Genomic DNA, 16,434 nt, shown 5'->3' on the forward strand with positions numbered 1-16,434 from the left:
GAAAACCTATTCTGATCTGCGTCTTTTCGCCTGCTTCACAAGCGAATTCGACTCAGTAGCGCGCCTATCCAGGATGCGATTCAGGGCCACCATTCGCAGCTGGTGAACCATGTGACTGATGTCCGGCGCGGTACTCGGCGCTGGATATCGCCAACGGCGCGGCCGGAGTCGTGTAGTTCGGCGAAGACGGCGCACGCCCTGACCTCGCCCCTGTGCGTGAGTCGTTCCCCGGGCATTGGCAACTGTGGGATGCGGTGAAAGCCGCGTATCGGGATGTCGTTCTACACCTTGCGTACCCGCGCCGCGAAACGCGGACCTGGACCGCCCATGATTATGTGCCGGGCAACCGTACTTCCGCGATGCCTCTGACGCATGAGGCCGCTCACCCGCGCTCTCGCAACAGTCCGGTCGACACAGTCTTTCTCGGCGGATTCTCCAGGTGCGCAAGGCAATTGTCGGCTAGGTTAGGTTGGTGACCAAGGTCGTCTGGGAGGCATATCCGCAACGGGCTGGACTCGCTGAGCACACACCCGGTTACCTACTATCCGACGATCCGTTCCAGATTGCCGAGCGGCTTTCCGATGTAGGTTTCGAGACGGTCCATCTCACCGGCGCGCGCTGGACTCGGTCCGACGAGAACTACACCTATACGGCGACCGTCACCGAATCCGAGGGGTCCCACGCCGACGCCGCCGCAGAAATCAATCGGTACCTGAAGGCAACCGAGCTCCAGCAGGACGTCCGACGCATTCTGTACGCCTTCGTGATCCGCCAGGACTGCGGCGACGGGCCGGTCAGCCGTGACGAGGCATTACGTGTCGCCGGTAGTCATGCAGCCCTCGACGCGTTGATCTACCTGCGCCCGCGAGCCGACGACGTGGGCGTGGACGAGATCCTGCACCGCGGGATCGACGCACTGGCGTTGCTGCACGCCGAACGAGAGCTGGGTCTGCTGAACGACGACGACTAGCTGTGCTGACCTGAGAGGCCGGGAGCGCGGGTGGCTGGTGGGTGTCCGTCGATGCGGGGTGCCGCGGTGGTGATGGTCAGCCGATCCGGCGATCCCGTTCGCCACCGTCAGCCTGCCGCGCCGCCGATCAGCGCACGCACCAACCGGTCCAGCGCGGGGCGTGGATCGAAGTCCGGCGCCGGATTCACCAACTGGTGCAGGATGATTCCGTCGAACTGGGCGACGAGGATGCGCGTCGCCGCCTGGTCGCCGCCGACTCCAGCCAGCAGGGTGGCGGCCCAGTCGGTCAGCCGGCGGTGTCCGCGTCGCACGCTCTCGCGCAGCGCGGGCATCGTCTGCGCTTCCAGGAACAGGGCGTAGCGGGCCAGCGTTCGTATCCGATCGGTGCGCGCCGCGTGGACGACGAAGGCGGCCATGCCGTCGACGAGTTCATCGATCGTGCGCGGTATGGGCCGGCGGCTGAGCGCTTCCCAGTCCGCGTAATCACGTGCTTCGAGCCGCTCGGCGATGCCGGTGAGCAGCGCCTCGCGGGTACGGAAGTAGTTGGAGGCCGACCCGGCGGGCATGCCGGCGACCTCGTCGACCGCGCGATGGGTGAGCGCGCGGGTGCCGCGGGACCCGAGCAGCTCGATCGCCGCGTCCAAAACGAGTTCGCGTTTGGTGGACACATCGCAATACTACATCAGTAGTGACACTGGTTGCAGCGGTCGCGATTCCCACTACATTCGTAGTGCCGTCGAGAGTTGTAGCCCGCGGCGCGGGCAGGAGAAAGGGGACGTTTATGTCCGAGGCGGTCGTCGTGGGCGGTGGCATCGGCGGTCTGGCGGCCGCTGTGGCCCTCCTCCAGCAGGGATGGGATGTCGAAGTACTCGAACGGGCCACCGAGATCACCGCCGTCGGCGCTGGATTGTCGTTGTGGCCCAACGCTCTTCGCGCCCTCGACGCACTCGGTCTCGGCGATCGGGTCCGCGAGCGTGCCGTCGAGGGAGGGACGGCGGGCATCCGGGACCCAGCGGGCCGCTGGTTGACGCGGATGGACGCCGAGGCGATCCGGGCGCGCTACGGCAGCCCGATCATGATGCACCGCGCCGATCTGGTGCACATCCTGCGCTCGGCGATCCCAGTGGACGCGGTGCGCACCGGCGTCACGGTGACCGAAGCGCGAGTCGATGGCACGGTGCTGCACTCGGCCGGGACCTCCAGCGGCGACGTCGTCGTCGGCGCCGACGGCATCCGCAGCGTTGTGCGTCGTGCGGTCTGCGGGGAGGTGCGGCCGCGCTATGGCGGCTACACCGCGTGGCGGGTCGTCGTCACGCCGCACGAACCGGTCATCGGCATGGGTGAAACCTGGGGCCGCGGCGAGCGTTTCGGCTACGGCGCGATCGCTGACGGCCGGGTCTACTGCTTCGCGACGGCGAACATGCCCGAGGGCGCCCCGGGTGATGGGCTGGCCGAGCTGCATAACCGATTCGGCGGGTGGCATGAGCCGATCCCCGCGCTGCTCGCGGCGGCAAGGGAATCCGAGCTGCTGAAGCACGACCTCTACGATCTGCCCGCGCTGAAAACTTCTATGGCGGGGGGCATCGCGCTGGTCGGCGACGCGGCGCACGCGATGATGCCCACCCTCGGACAGGGTGCCTGCCAGGCGCTGGAGGACGCCGTGGTGCTGGCAAGGGCGGCCGCCGACGGAGATCTCACCCGCTACGACCGGGAGCGCAGGCCACGCACACGGATGATCGCGGACCGCTCCCGTCGTCTCGGCGCGGCGGCGCAACTCTCGTTCGCGCCTGTAGTCGCTATCCGCGACACCCTGATACGCGCGATTCCCCCTTCGGTACAGCTCAGATCGCTGGCATCAGTGCTGGATTGGAGCTGCTAGCAGACCAACGACGATGAACCAGGCGACGCGGGCGAGGGGCGCACGGCACGATGGCCGCAGGTTGCGCGTCGCGGATGAGTCGTTGCGTTCCTGCGGCTGGGCCGCGGACACTATGGCACCGAAAAGTCGCGCAGGGCATATTGGCAGCGGGTTGCTTGGGCGCGGAGGGCGTCGACGAGTTCCTGCGGCCCGGTGAGCAAGGTGAAGTCGAGGTCGACCGAGGTGATCATCCATACCAGTTGCTCCGGTGACTCGGCGCCGACGTGCAGGCGGCAGCTGTGGTCGTCGACGGCTTCCAGGACACCCATGCCCGGCCACACTCGATCGGCGGCGTACTCGGCGGATCGGTGCAGGAGCACCGTCGCCTGATACGGCCACGCACCGGCGGACAAACGCATCGAAAGATATGCCGCGGCATCGCCTTCCGGCGGCTCCCGTGGTGTGAAGCGGGGGCCGGTGGGAATCCGCGGGGTGATCCGGTCGACCCGGAAGGTGCGCCAGTCGGCGCGGTCCACGTCCCAGGCGACCAGGTACCAGTGCCTGCTGAAATGCACGAGCGTGTGGGGCTCGGCGGTGCGTAGACCGGGCGCGCCGCTGTGCGAGCGGTAGTCGAATCGCAAGCGTTCGTGTCGCTGACAAGTCTCGGCGATGGCCATGAGGGTGTCGGGGTGGACCCGCGTGGCGGGCGCGGCGACGCGCAGCGTGGCGCCGCGCAGCGTGCGGACGCGGTGCCGCAACCGGGGCGGCAGCACTTGTTCGAGCTTGGTCAAGGCGCGCAGCGACGCTTCCTCGAGACCGGTCACGGCGCCCGAAGCGCTGCGCAGGCCGACCGCCACCGCGACCGCTTCGTCGTCGTCGAGCAGCAAGGGAGGTAGCGCGGCGCCCGCGCCGAGCCGGTAACCGGCGGCGCCCTGGGTGGCGTGGACCGGGTAGCCGAGTTCGCGCAGCCGGTCGATGTCGCGGCGCACGGTTCGTCCGGTGACGCCGAGCCGTTCGGCCAGTTCGGCGCCGGTCCAGTCGCTGTGGGTCTGCAGCAGGGCCAGCAGTTTGAGCAGGCGGGCCGAGGTTTCCAGCATGGTTCTCAGAATGCCGGAATCTTAGGAACGAATTCGTCCTAAGCGGTTCCTACCGTGGCCTGCATGACTACCGAACAGGACATCCGCCCCTTCCATATCGAAATCCCCCAGGCGCAGATCGACGATCTGCGCGGCCGCCTCGCGAACACGCTGTGGCCGCAGGACCTGCCCGGCGTCGGATGGGGCAAGGGCATGCGGGTGTCCTACCTGAGGCCGCTGGCCGAGTACTGGCGCACGGAATTCGACTGGCGTGCCGTGGAAGCGAAGCTGAACGAGCTGCCGCAGTTCGTCACCGAGATCGCCGGGCGGCAGGTGCATTTCCTGCATGTGCGCTCGCCGGAGCTGGATGCCCTGCCGCTGGTGCTCAACCACGGCTGGCCCGCGTCGTTCGTCGAGTTCCTGCCGGTGATCGGGCCGCTGAGTGATCCGCGTGCGCATGGCGGCGACCCCGCCGACGCGTTCCACCTGGTGATTCCCTCGCTGCCGGGCTTCGGGTTCTCCGAGGTTGCCCCGGACGCCGGGGCGGGCTCGACCGAGCGCTTCGCGGAGGTGGTCGCCGCACTGATGGCGCGCCTGGGCTATGACCGCTATGGCGTGCAAGGCGGCGACGCCGGATACTTCGTCGCCGCCCATTTGGGTCACATCGCGCGTGAGCACCTCGCGGGCATCCACGTGAACGGTCCGATCACCGTCCCGGCGTGGGACAGCGACGAATCCTGGGGAGATGCGGCCGAATCCGCGTCCGCGGGCGAGTGGTCCAGTGGCGGTGCGGAGGAATCGGTGTCCGCGGGCGAGTGGTCACCGGGTGGTGCGGAATCCGAGTACAGCCCGGAAGATCAGGCGAAACTGGCGGTGCTGAGCGGTCCGGAGAGCTATTCCCGGTATGACTACGCGACACTGCAAGCCAACCGTCCGCAGACACTGGCGATCGGTGTGCACGACTCGCCTGCGGGGCTGCTGTCCTGGATCACCGACCTGTTCCGTCAGTACACCAGTCCGGCTATCGACCTGCCGGAGGACGCGGTGGGCCGCGACGCCCTGCTGACCAACATCAGCCTCTACTGGTTCACCGGAACCTTCGCCTCATCGCTTCGGCTCTACAGCGAGTCCGCGGCGTGGGGCGCGCCGGTGCAGAAGTCCGACGTGCCGACCGCGGCGGCGCTCTTCCCAGGCGACATGTCCATCCGCAAGCTCGCCGAAGACGCGCACAACATCGTGCGGTGGACCGAGTTCGACCGCGGCGGGCACTTCGCCGCGATGGAGGCGCCGGATCTGCTGACCGCGGATGTGCGGGAATTCTTCCGGTCGCTGCGCTGACCACTCGGATCCGCCGTCGCCACCGATGGACGAGGTGCTGATCCGCCGGGAGCCGGACGAACACGGGTCCGGCTCGGCGGCCGGTCGGCCTCTCCCACGGGTGGCCTACTCGCCGGAGTAGCGCGCGTGCATGGCGGCGGCTGTCGCCGCGAGGTGCGCGCGAAGCTGCGGCGGTTCCAGCACTTCGACGAACTCGCCGAGCGGAAGAATGCCCGTCGCGAGCACCTCGTAGGACTCCGACGGCACGACCACTTCCACCCACCCTTCGGCGTCGGGCGGACCGGCGGAGGCGAGCGCCTCCGCGACCGCTGCCGGATCGTTCATCAGCCGCAGCAACCGCAGGTGGCCGGCCGCGATCCGGCAGCGCGCCCGTACGCGCAGCATCGAGCGCGCGAAATCGTCGGCGGCGTCGGCCCAGTGTGCCCGCAAGTCGAATTCCGCTGGGCGGACGAAGGTTTCGCCGGTCCGTTCGGCGGCGAGGATGCGGCTCACCCGATAGGAACGCAGCGCCGACCCGTCGCGGGCCACCAGGTACCAGGTGCCCGCTTTGAGCACCAGGCCCAGCGGGTCGAGCCGGCGTTCGACCACCTTGTCCTTGCGTCCATACCGCACGCGTAGCGTCCGGTCGTGCCAGAGCGCGTCGGCGACGGTCGCGAGCGTCGGCGTCTCGTCCGGCCGGTGGAACCAGCCCGGTGCGTCCACGTGCACCCGCTCGGCGATGCGCGTGGCGCGCCCGCGCAGTTCGGGTGGCAGCGCAGCGAGCACCTTCAGCTGCGCGGTGGCCAGCACCGTGCCGAGCCCGAGATCGGCGGCGGCGCCGGGCAATCCGGTCAGCAGGACCGCGTCGGCCTCCTCGGTGGTGAGTCCGGTCAGACGGGTTCGGTAGCCCTCGACGAGCCGCACGCCGCCCGCCCGGCCCGGCTCGCTGTACACCGGGACGCCCGCCGCCGAGAGCGCGTCGATATCGCGGTACACGGTGCGCACCGACACCTCCAGCTCCCTGGCCAGTTCCGGCGCCGTCAACCGGCCGCGCGTCTGCAACAGCAACAGCAGCTGCACCAGTCGACTCGCCCGCATGCCTGCGAGACTAGCCGGAAAACCTTGACAGAAGATGGCAAGTATTCGCCGTACCGTCGTCCCCATGACCACTTGGAGCCGATTCACCGAAGAAGCGCCGCACGTCGCCGAGATCTTCCTGCGCAGGCACCGTGCCGCGGGCAACCTCTGCATGCTCGGCACCCTCCGTTCCGACGGATACCCGCGGATCAGCCCGGTGGAGCCGCGCATCTTCGAGGACTTCCTCGTCATCGCGGGCATGCCGGGGACGACCAAGTTCCGCGACCTGGCCCGGGATCCGCGCTTCTGCCTGCACACCGCCACCGTCGACACCAACGTCTCCGACGGCGACGCCAAACTCTTCGGCACCGTCGTCGACCTGCCCGACCGGGCCGTGCACGCCCGCTTCGCCCAGCAGCTGTTCGATGACACCGGTTTCGACATCCGCGGCCAGGAATTCGACCATTTCTACGTCGCCGATCTCACCGGCGCCTCGACCGTCGAGGTCGTCGGCGACCGCCTCGACATCACCATCTGGAAGCCCGGCGAGGGCGAACGTGTGGTTCCCAAGCGCTGATCACCGAGCGGGCAGGAGGCGCTGGATGTCGGGATAGGTCACGATTCCCGACGACACGGGCGCGTCCTGCAGCACGGCTCGCGCGACGTCCACGGCGGCCGACAGCGCCGCACGGTAGAGCAGCGAGCCGGTGCTGACCCGGCGTACGCCGAGTTCGGCCAGCGTCGCGACAGTGGGGCCGGTCGCCGAATACAGGACGTTCACCGGCAGGTCTGTCGCCGCGACGATCTGCTCGATCCCGGTTCGGTCGGTCAAGCCGGGAACGAAGATGCCGTCGGCCCCGGCCGCGGCGTAGCGCCGCACGCGGTCGTGTGTGGAGCTGTGATCGAGGCTCAGCCAGTAGGTGTCGACGCGGGCGTTGACGAACACCTCCGGCGTGCGGTTCTTGATCGCGGTGATCAGCTCGGCCTGGTGGTCGGGTGCGGCCAGGGCGGATCCGGCGCGGCCGTCTTCGAGGTTCACGCCCACGATCCCGCACGCCGCGAGTTGTTTGACGAAATCGGCTACCGCGCTGGGGATTTCGTGGAATCCGCCCTCGATGTCGACGGTCACCGGCACCGGCAGCCCCGCCAGCCGCCGGGCCATGGCGAGCGTTTCGGTCTCGGTGACGCCCGCGCCGTCGGCGAGCCCGGCAGCGGCGGCCACCCCGAGGCTGGTGGTACCGATCGCCGGGAATCCCTCGGTCGCCAGCAGCGCGGCCGAGGCGAAATCCCAGGCGTTCGGCAGCACCAGGGGCTGGTCCCGGTAGTGCAGACCGCGAAAGATCTCGAACTCGGTCGTCGGGGCGGGCGTGCTCGGTAGCTCGGAAGGCGAAGTCATGCACTGACGGTAGCCATGGGACGTTTCGGTACCCGCCGAGCTCCACGGTCACCAGCCTGCGCACCGCCGTGCTCGCCCCCCGGCCGCACCTGCCACGACCATCCCGCGGGGGCGCATCGGCGTGGCCGTCACCGACGCCATGATCGCGCAGGGCCTGCTCGACAGCGACCGGGGTTTCGCGCTCACGGCGTCGGGCCTGGACTGGCTCACCGGGCCGATGCACGTCGAACCCGCCGCGCCGCCCGTCATGCGGCGCGTCACGTCACGGGCGAAGCCTCGCGATCGCTTCTTGGGACCACGTCCAGAGCCTGGAGCCTGCGCGAGCAGGGGACGCACATGTCATCAGCGCCGCGCGTACGGTTGCTGGTGCGGTTTGCGTGCTTCCTCGCCGGGTATCACCCTGCCCGTGACCGAGCCGGGCAACCCAGGCTGTGAATGAGATTGCACAATCATGCATAATCATCACATGGTTGATTCCTCGGGCGGACCCGTCATCCGGGTCGCGGTAGCCGGTGCCAGCGGGTACGCGGGCGGTGAAGTGTTGCGTCTGCTGCTGGGTCATCCGGCCTACCGAACCGGGCGCCTCGTCATCGGGGCGCTGACCGCGGGCTCGAACGCCGGAACCGCGCTGGGGGAGTTGCAGCCGCATCTGCTGCCGCTGGCCGACCGGGTGCTGGCGCCGACCACGGCCGCCGAACTGGCCGGACACGATGTGGTCTTCCTCGGGCTGCCCCATGGGCAGTCGGCCGCCATCGCCGCCGAGCTGCCCGAGTCCACGGTGATCATCGACTGCGGCGCCGACTTCCGGCTCACCGACCCGCAGACGTGGGAGAAATACTACGGCAGCCCGCACGCGGGCAGCTGGCCCTACGGTCTGCCCGAACTGCCCGGTGGCCGCGAGAAGCTGCGCGGCGCGACGCGGATCGCGGTCCCGGGGTGCTACCCGACCGTGGCCAGCCTCGCGTTGGCGCCCGCGGTCGCCGCGGGCATCGTGGAGCCCGCGGTGCACGTGGTGGCGGTGAGCGGCACGTCCGGGGCGGGGCGCAAGCTGGACGTGGCGCTGCTCGGGTCCGAGGTGATGGGCTCGGCACGGGCCTACGGCATCGCGGGTGCGCACCGGCACACTCCGGAGATCGCGCAGAACCTGACGGCGGCAGGCGGTGCGGACGTCGCGGTGTCGTTCACCCCGGTGCTCGCGCCGATGCCGCGCGGCATCCTCGCCACGTGCACCGCGCCGACCCGCGTCGACGCCGCACAGGCGCGCGCCGTCTACGAAAAAGCCTATGCCGATGAGCCTTTCGTGCACCTGCTGCCGGAAGGCGTGCTCCCGCAGACTGGTTCGGTGCTGGGATCCAACGCTGTCACCCTGCAGGTGGCCGTGGACGCCGACGCCGGGCTGCTCGTGGTGATCGGCGCGATCGACAACTTGACCAAGGGCACCGCGGGCGCGGCGGTGCAATCGATGAATCTCGCCCTCGGATTCGACGAGACCGCAGGACTTTCCACCGTAGGAGTGGCACCGTGACGACAACCGACACCGCGAGCGGCAAGCTGGTCCGGACCCAGGGCGTGACCGCGCCGCTCGGCTTCCGCGCGGCGGGCATCGCCGCTGGTATCAAGGCCAGCGGCAAGCCGGACCTCGCGCTGGTGTTCAACGAAGGCCCGGAATACCCGGCCGCGGGCGTGTTCACCCGCAACAAGGTGAAGGCCGCACCCGTGCTGTGGTCGCAGCAGGTGCTGACCGGCAAGCGGCTGCGCGCGGTGATCCTGAATTCCGGCGGCGCCAACGCGTGCACCGGCCCGGGCGGATTCCAGGACACGCACAAGACCGCCGAGGAACTCGCGGCCGCGCTGAGCAACTGGGGCACCGAGACCGGCGCGGGGGAGATCGCGGTCTGCTCGACCGGGCTGATCGGCGACCGGCTCCCGATGGACAAGCTGATCCCCGCCGTCACGGAGATCGTGCACGAGATGGGCGGCGGCCTGTCCGGCGGCTCGGATGCCGCCTGGGCCATCATGACCACCGACACCGTGCCCAAGGAAGCGGCGTTCCATCACCGCGACAAGTGGAACGTCGGCGGCATGGCCAAGGGCGCCGGCATGCTGGCCCCGTCCCTGGCGACCATGCTGGTGGTGCTCACCACCGACGCCGCGGTCACCGCCGACCAGCTCGACCACGCTCTGCGCAACGCCACCGCGCGCACCTTCGACCGGCTCGACGTCGACGGCTCCTGCTCCACCAACGACACCGTGCTGCTGCTCGCCAACGGTGCCAGCGAGGTGACTCCCAGCCAGGAGGAACTCGACGCCGCCGTGCTCGCGGTGTGCGACGACCTGGCCGCCCAGCTGATGGCCGACGCCGAGGGCGTCACCAAGCGGGTGCTGGTCACCGTCACCGGAGCGGCGACCGAGGACGAAGCGGTGGCCGCGGCCCGCACTGTTGCCCGCGACAGCCTGGTCAAGACGGCGCTGTTCGGCTCCGACCCGAACTGGGGCCGGGTGCTGGCCGCGGTCGGCATGGCGCCGGTGACGCTCGATCCGAACCGTATCTCGGTGTCGTTCAACGGACGTCCGGTGTGCGTGGACGGCGTCGGCGCACCGGGCGCTCGTGAGGTGGACCTGTCCGGCGCCGACGTCGAGGTGCTGATCGAGCTGAACGTCGGCTCCGCGACCGGGACCATCCGCACCACCGACCTTTCGCACGGTTACGTCGAAGAGAACTCGGCCTACAGCTCATGAGTCAGGTGTTGCACACGCTCTCCGCGCTGGACAAAGCGCACGTTCTGGCCGATGCCCTGCCGTGGTTGCAGAAGTTCCGGGACAAGGTCGTCGTGGTCAAATACGGCGGCAACGCCATGATCGACGAGAACCTCAAGCAGGCCTTCGCCGCCGACATGGCGTTCCTGCGCACGGTCGGCGTGCACCCGGTGGTGGTGCACGGTGGCGGCCCGCAGATCAGCGCGATGCTGCAGAAGCTGGGTCTGCAAGGCGAATTCCGCGGCGGCTTCCGGGTGACCACACCCGAGGTGATGGACGTGGTACGGATGGTGCTGTTCGGTCAGGTCGGCCGCGAGCTGGTCGGCTTGATCAACGCGCACGGCCCGTACGCGGTCGGCACCTCCGGCGAGGACGCCGGGCTGTTCACCGCCACCCGCCGCACCGTCGAGGTGGATGGCGAGCCCACCGACATCGGCCTGGTCGGCGACGTCACCGAGGTGAACCCGGACGCCGTGCTCGACCTCATCGGCGCCGGCCGCATCCCGGTCGTGTCGACCATCGCGCCGGACGCCGACGGCGTGGTGCACAACATCAACGCCGACACCGCCGCCGCCGCACTCGCCGAGGGCATCGGCGCCGAGAAATTGGTGGTGCTCACCGACGTCGAGGGCCTGTACACGAACTGGCCGGATCGGTCCTCGCTCACCACGCGCATCGACACGGGCGCGCTGGCCGAGTTGCTCCCGAGGCTCGATGCGGGCATGGTGCCCAAGATGGAAGCCTGCCTGCGCGCCGTACGAGCGGGGGTGCCGTCCGCGCATGTGATCGACGGACGGGTACCGCACGCGGTGTTGCTGGAACTGTTCACCGGAGAAGGAATCGGAACGATGGTGACGCCCGCCCCGGACGGGCCGGACTCGCTGGACGGAACGAAACAATGAGCACAGCTGAACTGCAGAAGCGGTGGTCTGCCGCGCTGATGAACAACTACGGCACGCCCGACGTCGCGCTGGTGCGCGGAGCCGGCGCCGTGGTCTACGACGCGGACGGCAAACGCTACGTCGACTTCCTCGGCGGTATCGCGGTCAACAGCCTCGGCCACGCGCACCCGGCGATCCTGGAGGCGGTCACCCAGCAGCTCGGCACGCTGGGACACGTCTCGAATCTGTACGCCAGCGAGCCGGTCGTCGAGCTGGCCGAGCGGTTGCTCGCGCACTTCGGCGACGGGGAGGGCCGGGCGTTCTTCTGCAACTCCGGTACCGAGGCGGTCGAGGCGGCGTTCAAGATCGCGCGGTTGACCGGGCGGCACAAGATCGTCGCGTGCGAGGAGGCCTTCCACGGCCGCACCATGGGCGCGCTCGCGCTCACCGGCCAGCCGTCCAAGCGGACGCCGTTCGAGCCGATGCCGCCCGGCGTCGTGCATGTCCCCTACGGCGACGCCGCGGCGCTGGACGCCGTGGTCGACGAGGACACCGCCGCGGTGTTCCTGGAGCCGATCATGGGGGAGAGCGGCGTGGTGGTGCCGCCGTTCGACTACTTGGCCAAAGCGCGTGAGATCACCGCGCGCAACGGGACGCTGCTGGTACTCGACGAGGTGCAGACCGGCATCGGCCGCACCGGAAAGTTTTACGCACACCTTGCCGTCGGCATCGTGCCGGACGTGATCACCTTGGCCAAGGGGCTCGGCGGCGGATTGCCCATCGGCGCGGTGCTGGCCAACGGACGCGCGGCCGAGTTGCTGACGCCCGGCCTGCACGGCACCACCTTCGGTGGCAATCCGGTGTGCGCCGCGGCCGCGCTCGCGGTGCTGCGCACGATCGATGAAACCGACCTGCTCTCGCACGTGGAATCGGTCGGCAAGCGGCTCAGCGACGGCATCGAGCTGCTGGAGCATCCGCTGGTCGACCGGGTGCGCGGCGCGGGTCTGCTGCTGGGCATCGTGCTCACTGGCAACGTATCGGCGCTCGTCGAGGCGCGCGCGCGGGCGGCGGGGTATCTCGTCAATCCCGCCAAGCCCGACGTGATCCGCCTCGCGCCGCCGCTGGTGCTCACCGAGACACAGGCGGACAATTTCGTCGCCGATCTGCCGGAGATCCTCGACGGCGCCCTCGCCGACGCGAAAGGGGCTGCGGCACAATGAGCTCCGTGCGGCACTTCCTGCGCGACGACGACATCAGCCCGGCCGAGCAGGCCGAAATCCTCGCCCTCGCGGCCGAACTCAAGAAGGAGCCGTTCGCGCGGCAACCGCTGGCCGGCCCGCGCGGCGTCGGCGTGATCTTCGAGAAGAACTCCACCCGCACCAGGTTCTCCTTCGAGATGGGCATCGCCCAGCTCGGCGGGCACGCGGTGGTGGTCGACGGCCGTGACACCCAGCTGGGCCGGGAGGAGACGCTCGGCGACACCGGCCGGGTGCTCTCGCGCTACGTGGACGCGATCGTGTGGCGCACCTTCGAGCAGTCCCGGCTCGACGAGATGGCCGCCACCGCGACGGTTCCGGTGGTCAACGCGCTGTCCAACGAGTTCCATCCGTGCCAGGTGCTCGCGGACCTGCAGACGCTGGCCGAGCGCAAGGGCGACCTGACCGGGCGCGAGCTCGCCTACTTCGGCGACGGCGCCAACAACATGGCGCACTCGCTGCTGCTCGGCGGCGTCACGGCGGGCCTGAACGTGACCATCGCCGCGCCGGCCGGATTCGAGCCGCTGCCCTGGATCGTGGAGGCCGCGCGCAAGCGCGCCGCCGAGACCGGAGCCACCATCACGCTGACCGGTGACCCGATCGCCGCCGCGTGGGGCGCCGACGCGCTGGTCACCGACACCTGGACCTCCATGGGACAGGAAAACGACGGTCTGGACCGGGTCGGCCCGTTCCGGCCGTTCCAGCTCAACGCCGACCTGCTGGCCCACGCCAAGCCGGATGTGGTTGTGCTGCATTGCCTTCCCGCGCATCGCGGCGAAGAGGTCACCGACGAAGTGCTGGACGGGCCGCACAGCGCCGTCTGGGACGAGGCGGAGAACCGGCTGCACGCGCAGAAGGCGCTGCTGGTCTGGTTGCTGGAGCGACGATGCGGGGGCGGGGCGTGAGCACGTCGAACCGCGGACACCGCGGGCAGTCGACCACGCCGGAGCCGAGCCCTGGCGAGGCGCGGTCGTGAGCGTCTCGCAGTCGGAATCGGGACGAAGCGGCCCGGCCATCGCGCACACCCGCGCCGGGCGGCAGTCGCGCATCGTCGAACTGTTGTCGGCGCACGCGGTGCGCAGCCAGACCGAACTGGCGGCACTGCTCGCGGCCGAAGGCATCGAGACCACCCAGGCGACGCTGTCGCGGGACCTGGACGAACTGGGCGCCGTGAAGCTGCGTGCCGCCGACGGCGGTGCGGGCGTCTACGTGGTGCCAGAGGACGGCAGTCCGGTCCGCGGTGTCATCGGCGGCACCGACCGGTTGTCCAAGTTGCTCGGCGACCTGCTCGTCTCCACCGACGCCAGCGGCAATATCGCCGTCCTGCGCACCCCGCCCGGCGCCGCGCACTACCTGGCCAGCGCCCTCGACCGCGCGGCCCTGCCTTACATCGTGGGCACCATCGCGGGCGACGACACCATCGCCGTCATCGCTCGCGAGCCGCTGACCGGCGCGGAGGTGGCCGCGAAGATCGAACAAATGGCCTGAGTCGTCGAGCCCGCTGCGTACGCCGGATCAATGGCCCTGGCTGAATTGGCCCTCCTCTGGGCCAGGCGCACTCACCCGCCGGTTGGCCGCTGCGAACCGCACTCACTCGGCGAGCGCACGCACCTTTTCGAAGAGATCCACGATCCGTGTGAGAGTGTCGATATTCGTGAACGCCTCTGGGATTCGGCGGACCAGCCGACTCCATCTGCCGGTGGCCCGTTGGAGGTCGGGCTCGGATTCGCCGAGGGCTTCGATGACTTCATCGACATCGGCGGGTTCCGCGTACGGCCCCTCGGTGTCGGTGAGCAGCGCTCGGAGCGCGATCAATTCGTTACGCAGCTGAGCGATTGTCGTCTGCAGGGCGGCCCGGTGGTCGCCACCGTTCACCGTGACTCGTCCGTGAATGGCCCCGGAATTGCCGGTACCGCCGATGTTTCCCGCGACCACATTGCCGCCGCCGATATTCACCCCGTTGTCGGGCATTCTCGAGTACTCCTAGTAGCTTTCGCTCATTGTCGTGGCGGTGGATCGGGCCGAAGTCATCCAGCGGCCGGTGCGCCGATGACATCGGCGGATCCGACGGTACCGGAATTGCCGCTGCCGCCGATGTTCCCCGCGACCACCGTGCACCCGTCCATGACCGTCGCGTTGTTGATCTGGGTGACCATCGCGGTGAAGGTTCCGGTGGCGATGCCCTTGGATGCGAGGAACCGGTGGATCGCATCGAGCGCTCGACGCTCGAGAATTTTCAGGTACTGGTCGGCGTCGGTCTCCTGGAAGAAATTCGGGAATGCGATGCCCGCGCCGATCTCGCGTACGGTCGCCGCCGCCCCGAAGGCGTGGGCGGCCTCGGCGGGCGTCCTCGTCAGCCCGCGGCCGTAGCCGAGCGCATCGCGAATCCACGTCGCGATGTCGGCGACGCGGGTGGGCACCGTCGTCGGCAGCAGCGCCATCTGACCGAGGGCCTGCCACAGGGACCGCGCCATCGTCGCGCCAGGTGGCGTGTCGACAGTCCGGTATGCCGCGGCGACCGGCGGCAGAACGAATCCGTTCCACTCCAGGTAAAGAGTGCGCCGCTCGTACCCGATGTGCAGATAGCCCGCCACCGCGAGCTGTCGCTCCCATGCTTCGACCCGGAAACAGCGGTACAGGCGCAGCCATTCCGGTGAACGATTCAGCAACTCGTGCCAGTATGTGTCGGCCAGCAGCGGGTTGCGGCCCGCCGCCAGTTCGTCGGCGAAGAACGTGGCGTCGGCGTAGTGCCGAATGTGTCCCGCGGACACGAAAGCCGTGTCGGTGATGGTCAATCCGGCGAAACGACCGCCCGGGGTGATGTCGGGCGACTTCCGGATGGCGTCGACGTCCTCGGCTACGAAGTTGTGCAGATCCGCGGCGGTGAACTCGCCGATTTCCACATCCGGCTTTGCCGCGGGATCGTCGGAGTGCAACTCGATCGCCTGTGACCAGGACCGGACTCTGGCGCCCGCGCCGATGAACGGCCGATTGCCTCGGTATATGACGACATTGCGCGGCATAGGGTGCGTGGCGCGTCGCTCCTCTTGGGCGATTCGCCCCAATCGCCCGGCGAATTGTCGGCAGGCCCAATTCACGAACGGGCGTGGCGGCGCGTCCGGATGAAAAAAGCCGAATTGGAAACACCGGTCGGCGAGCACCCATGGCAGAAAACGTTGTACGAACAGCACGCAGTACATCGCCACCGTCACGAGGAGCAGGCCGAATCCGCTGGCGATGGCGATGAACGATGTCAAATCGTCGGTTAATTCCATATCGGGGCCGTCGCCGAATCCGCCACCGCGCCGGGAGCGGCTCGGAACATCACTTTCGTCGGATCCGAACATGAGCAGCAGGCTCAGCGGAAGGCTCAGCGAGAGCGCGAAGACCCACGAAAGCGGTAGCCACAGCAGCGCGGTCGACCACCACGGCGGTGGTGTGCCACGCGCCGACCGCCGCCCGGTGTCCGGACCGCCCTGGCGCCGCATCACACGAGCGACGATCCGGGCACTGACCCGCCATGCGAGCCCCGAGGCGAGCCAGATCACGACGAGTCCGCTTCCGAGTACGAGGAACGCCAGCAGCAGAACGAGCAGCAGGGCGTTCTCGATCCGCCGGGCGGTCTGCGCGGAGACGGCTTCTCTGAGTACGACGTCGGCGCGAACCCCCGGTGTCGGCACCACCACCCGGAACGGCTCTGCCAGGAACTCCTCGACGAGCGTGTCGGCGAGCTGTGGATGCAGGTGCGCCGCGGAAGCCAGGTAACGGGTCGCTTCGTCCTCCGGGACGATAACCGGCCTCGATCTCGGCGCCGCGCTGATCTGCTCCTGTACCACCTGATACCCC

The 16,434-nt window shown here is 69.1% G+C and carries 16 protein-coding genes; 10 read left to right on the forward strand and 6 right to left on the reverse strand.

The genetic code is table 11. The annotated features are described in order from the left end of the window. Nucleotides 1–472 precede the first annotated feature (472 nt). Complete coding sequence (locus tag AB0M45_RS13520; RefSeq protein ID WP_364327244.1) at nt 473–970, forward strand: hypothetical protein; 498 nt, start codon at nt 473–475, stop codon at nt 968–970. 107 nt (nt 971–1,077) lie between these two features. Here AB0M45_RS13520 and AB0M45_RS13525 read toward each other — a convergent pair whose 3' ends face one another. Further along, nucleotides 1,078–1,638, reverse strand: a complete 561-nt coding sequence (locus AB0M45_RS13525) for a TetR family transcriptional regulator (protein WP_364327247.1) — start codon at nt 1,636–1,638, stop codon at nt 1,078–1,080. 113 nt (nt 1,639–1,751) lie between these two features. Here AB0M45_RS13525 and AB0M45_RS13530 point away from each other — a divergent pair, with 113 nt between their 5' ends. Beyond that, entirely contained in the window at nt 1,752–2,849 is a 1,098-nt protein-coding gene (locus tag AB0M45_RS13530) for an FAD-dependent monooxygenase (RefSeq protein WP_364327250.1), read from the forward strand. 110 nt (nt 2,850–2,959) lie between these two features. On the opposite strand, the gene AB0M45_RS13535 is transcribed toward AB0M45_RS13530, so the two are convergent. Beyond that, nucleotides 2,960–3,925 (reverse strand): YafY family protein, encoded by a 966-nt coding sequence (locus tag AB0M45_RS13535; protein WP_364327253.1) that lies wholly within the window; start codon nt 3,923–3,925, stop codon nt 2,960–2,962. Between the two features lie 63 nt (nt 3,926–3,988). Here AB0M45_RS13535 and AB0M45_RS13540 point away from each other — a divergent pair, with 63 nt between their 5' ends. Next, nucleotides 3,989–5,242, forward strand: coding sequence for an epoxide hydrolase (locus AB0M45_RS13540; protein WP_364327256.1), 1,254 nt, complete (start codon nt 3,989–3,991; stop codon nt 5,240–5,242). A 105-nt stretch (nt 5,243–5,347) separates the two neighbouring features. Here the strand turns inward: AB0M45_RS13540 and AB0M45_RS13545 are convergent, their stop codons facing one another. Continuing rightward, entirely contained in the window at nt 5,348–6,319 is a 972-nt protein-coding gene (locus AB0M45_RS13545; RefSeq protein ID WP_364327259.1) for a WYL domain-containing protein, read from the reverse strand. A gap of 64 nt (nt 6,320–6,383) precedes the next feature. Between AB0M45_RS13545 and AB0M45_RS13550 the strand changes: the two genes are divergently transcribed. Beyond that, nucleotides 6,384–6,875: a pyridoxamine 5'-phosphate oxidase family protein gene (locus AB0M45_RS13550; protein ID WP_364327262.1), complete on the forward strand. Its 492-nt coding sequence runs from the start codon at nt 6,384–6,386 to the stop codon at nt 6,873–6,875. Here AB0M45_RS13550 and AB0M45_RS13555 read toward each other — a convergent pair whose 3' ends face one another. Further along, nucleotides 6,876–7,694 carry an isocitrate lyase/phosphoenolpyruvate mutase family protein gene (locus AB0M45_RS13555; protein ID WP_364327265.1) on the reverse strand — a complete coding sequence of 273 codons (819 nt, stop codon included), beginning with the start codon at nt 7,692–7,694 and terminating at the stop codon, nt 6,876–6,878. 466 nt (nt 7,695–8,160) lie between these two features. On the opposite strand from AB0M45_RS13555, the gene argC reads away from it, so the two are divergent. The 6 genes from argC to AB0M45_RS13585 all read left to right on the forward strand — a co-directional run bounded on the left by argC (nt 8,161) and on the right by AB0M45_RS13585 (nt 14,076). Beyond that, nucleotides 8,161–9,219: an N-acetyl-gamma-glutamyl-phosphate reductase gene (gene argC, locus AB0M45_RS13560; protein WP_364327268.1), complete on the forward strand. Its 1,059-nt coding sequence runs from the start codon at nt 8,161–8,163 to the stop codon at nt 9,217–9,219. Further along, nucleotides 9,216–10,433: a bifunctional glutamate N-acetyltransferase/amino-acid acetyltransferase ArgJ gene (gene argJ / locus AB0M45_RS13565; RefSeq protein WP_364327271.1), complete on the forward strand. Its 1,218-nt coding sequence runs from the start codon at nt 9,216–9,218 to the stop codon at nt 10,431–10,433. The genes argC and argJ overlap by 4 nt, the downstream gene beginning before the upstream one ends. Beyond that, complete coding sequence (argB, locus tag AB0M45_RS13570) at nt 10,430–11,353, forward strand: acetylglutamate kinase (protein WP_364327274.1); 924 nt, start codon at nt 10,430–10,432, stop codon at nt 11,351–11,353. Before argJ ends, argB begins: the two co-directional genes overlap by 4 nt. Continuing rightward, nucleotides 11,350–12,552: an acetylornithine transaminase gene (locus AB0M45_RS13575; RefSeq protein WP_364327277.1), complete on the forward strand. Its 1,203-nt coding sequence runs from the start codon at nt 11,350–11,352 to the stop codon at nt 12,550–12,552. The genes argB and AB0M45_RS13575 overlap by 4 nt, the downstream gene beginning before the upstream one ends. Then, nucleotides 12,549–13,493 (forward strand): ornithine carbamoyltransferase, encoded by a 945-nt coding sequence (gene argF / locus AB0M45_RS13580; RefSeq protein WP_364327280.1) that lies wholly within the window; start codon nt 12,549–12,551, stop codon nt 13,491–13,493. Before AB0M45_RS13575 ends, argF begins: the two co-directional genes overlap by 4 nt. 67 nt (nt 13,494–13,560) lie before the next feature. Continuing rightward, the gene (locus tag AB0M45_RS13585; protein WP_364327283.1) at nt 13,561–14,076 is read left to right on the forward strand and encodes an arginine repressor; all 516 of its coding nucleotides are present in this window, start codon (nt 13,561–13,563) and stop codon (nt 14,074–14,076) included. A gap of 102 nt (nt 14,077–14,178) precedes the next feature. On the opposite strand, the gene AB0M45_RS13590 is transcribed toward AB0M45_RS13585, so the two are convergent. Together AB0M45_RS13590 and AB0M45_RS13595 are read right to left on the reverse strand one after the other, a co-directional pair. Further along, nucleotides 14,179–14,559, reverse strand: coding sequence for a hypothetical protein (locus AB0M45_RS13590; RefSeq protein ID WP_364327286.1), 381 nt, complete (start codon nt 14,557–14,559; stop codon nt 14,179–14,181). A 56-nt stretch (nt 14,560–14,615) separates the two neighbouring features. Continuing rightward, nucleotides 14,616–16,424 carry a hypothetical protein gene (locus AB0M45_RS13595; RefSeq protein ID WP_364327289.1) on the reverse strand — a complete coding sequence of 603 codons (1,809 nt, stop codon included), beginning with the start codon at nt 16,422–16,424 and terminating at the stop codon, nt 14,616–14,618. Nucleotides 16,425–16,434 lie beyond the last annotated feature (10 nt).

The sequence above is a fragment of the Nocardia sp. NPDC051787 genome, assembly GCF_040681325.1.
In the GTDB taxonomy this organism is placed as follows: domain Bacteria; phylum Actinomycetota; class Actinomycetes; order Mycobacteriales; family Mycobacteriaceae; genus Nocardia.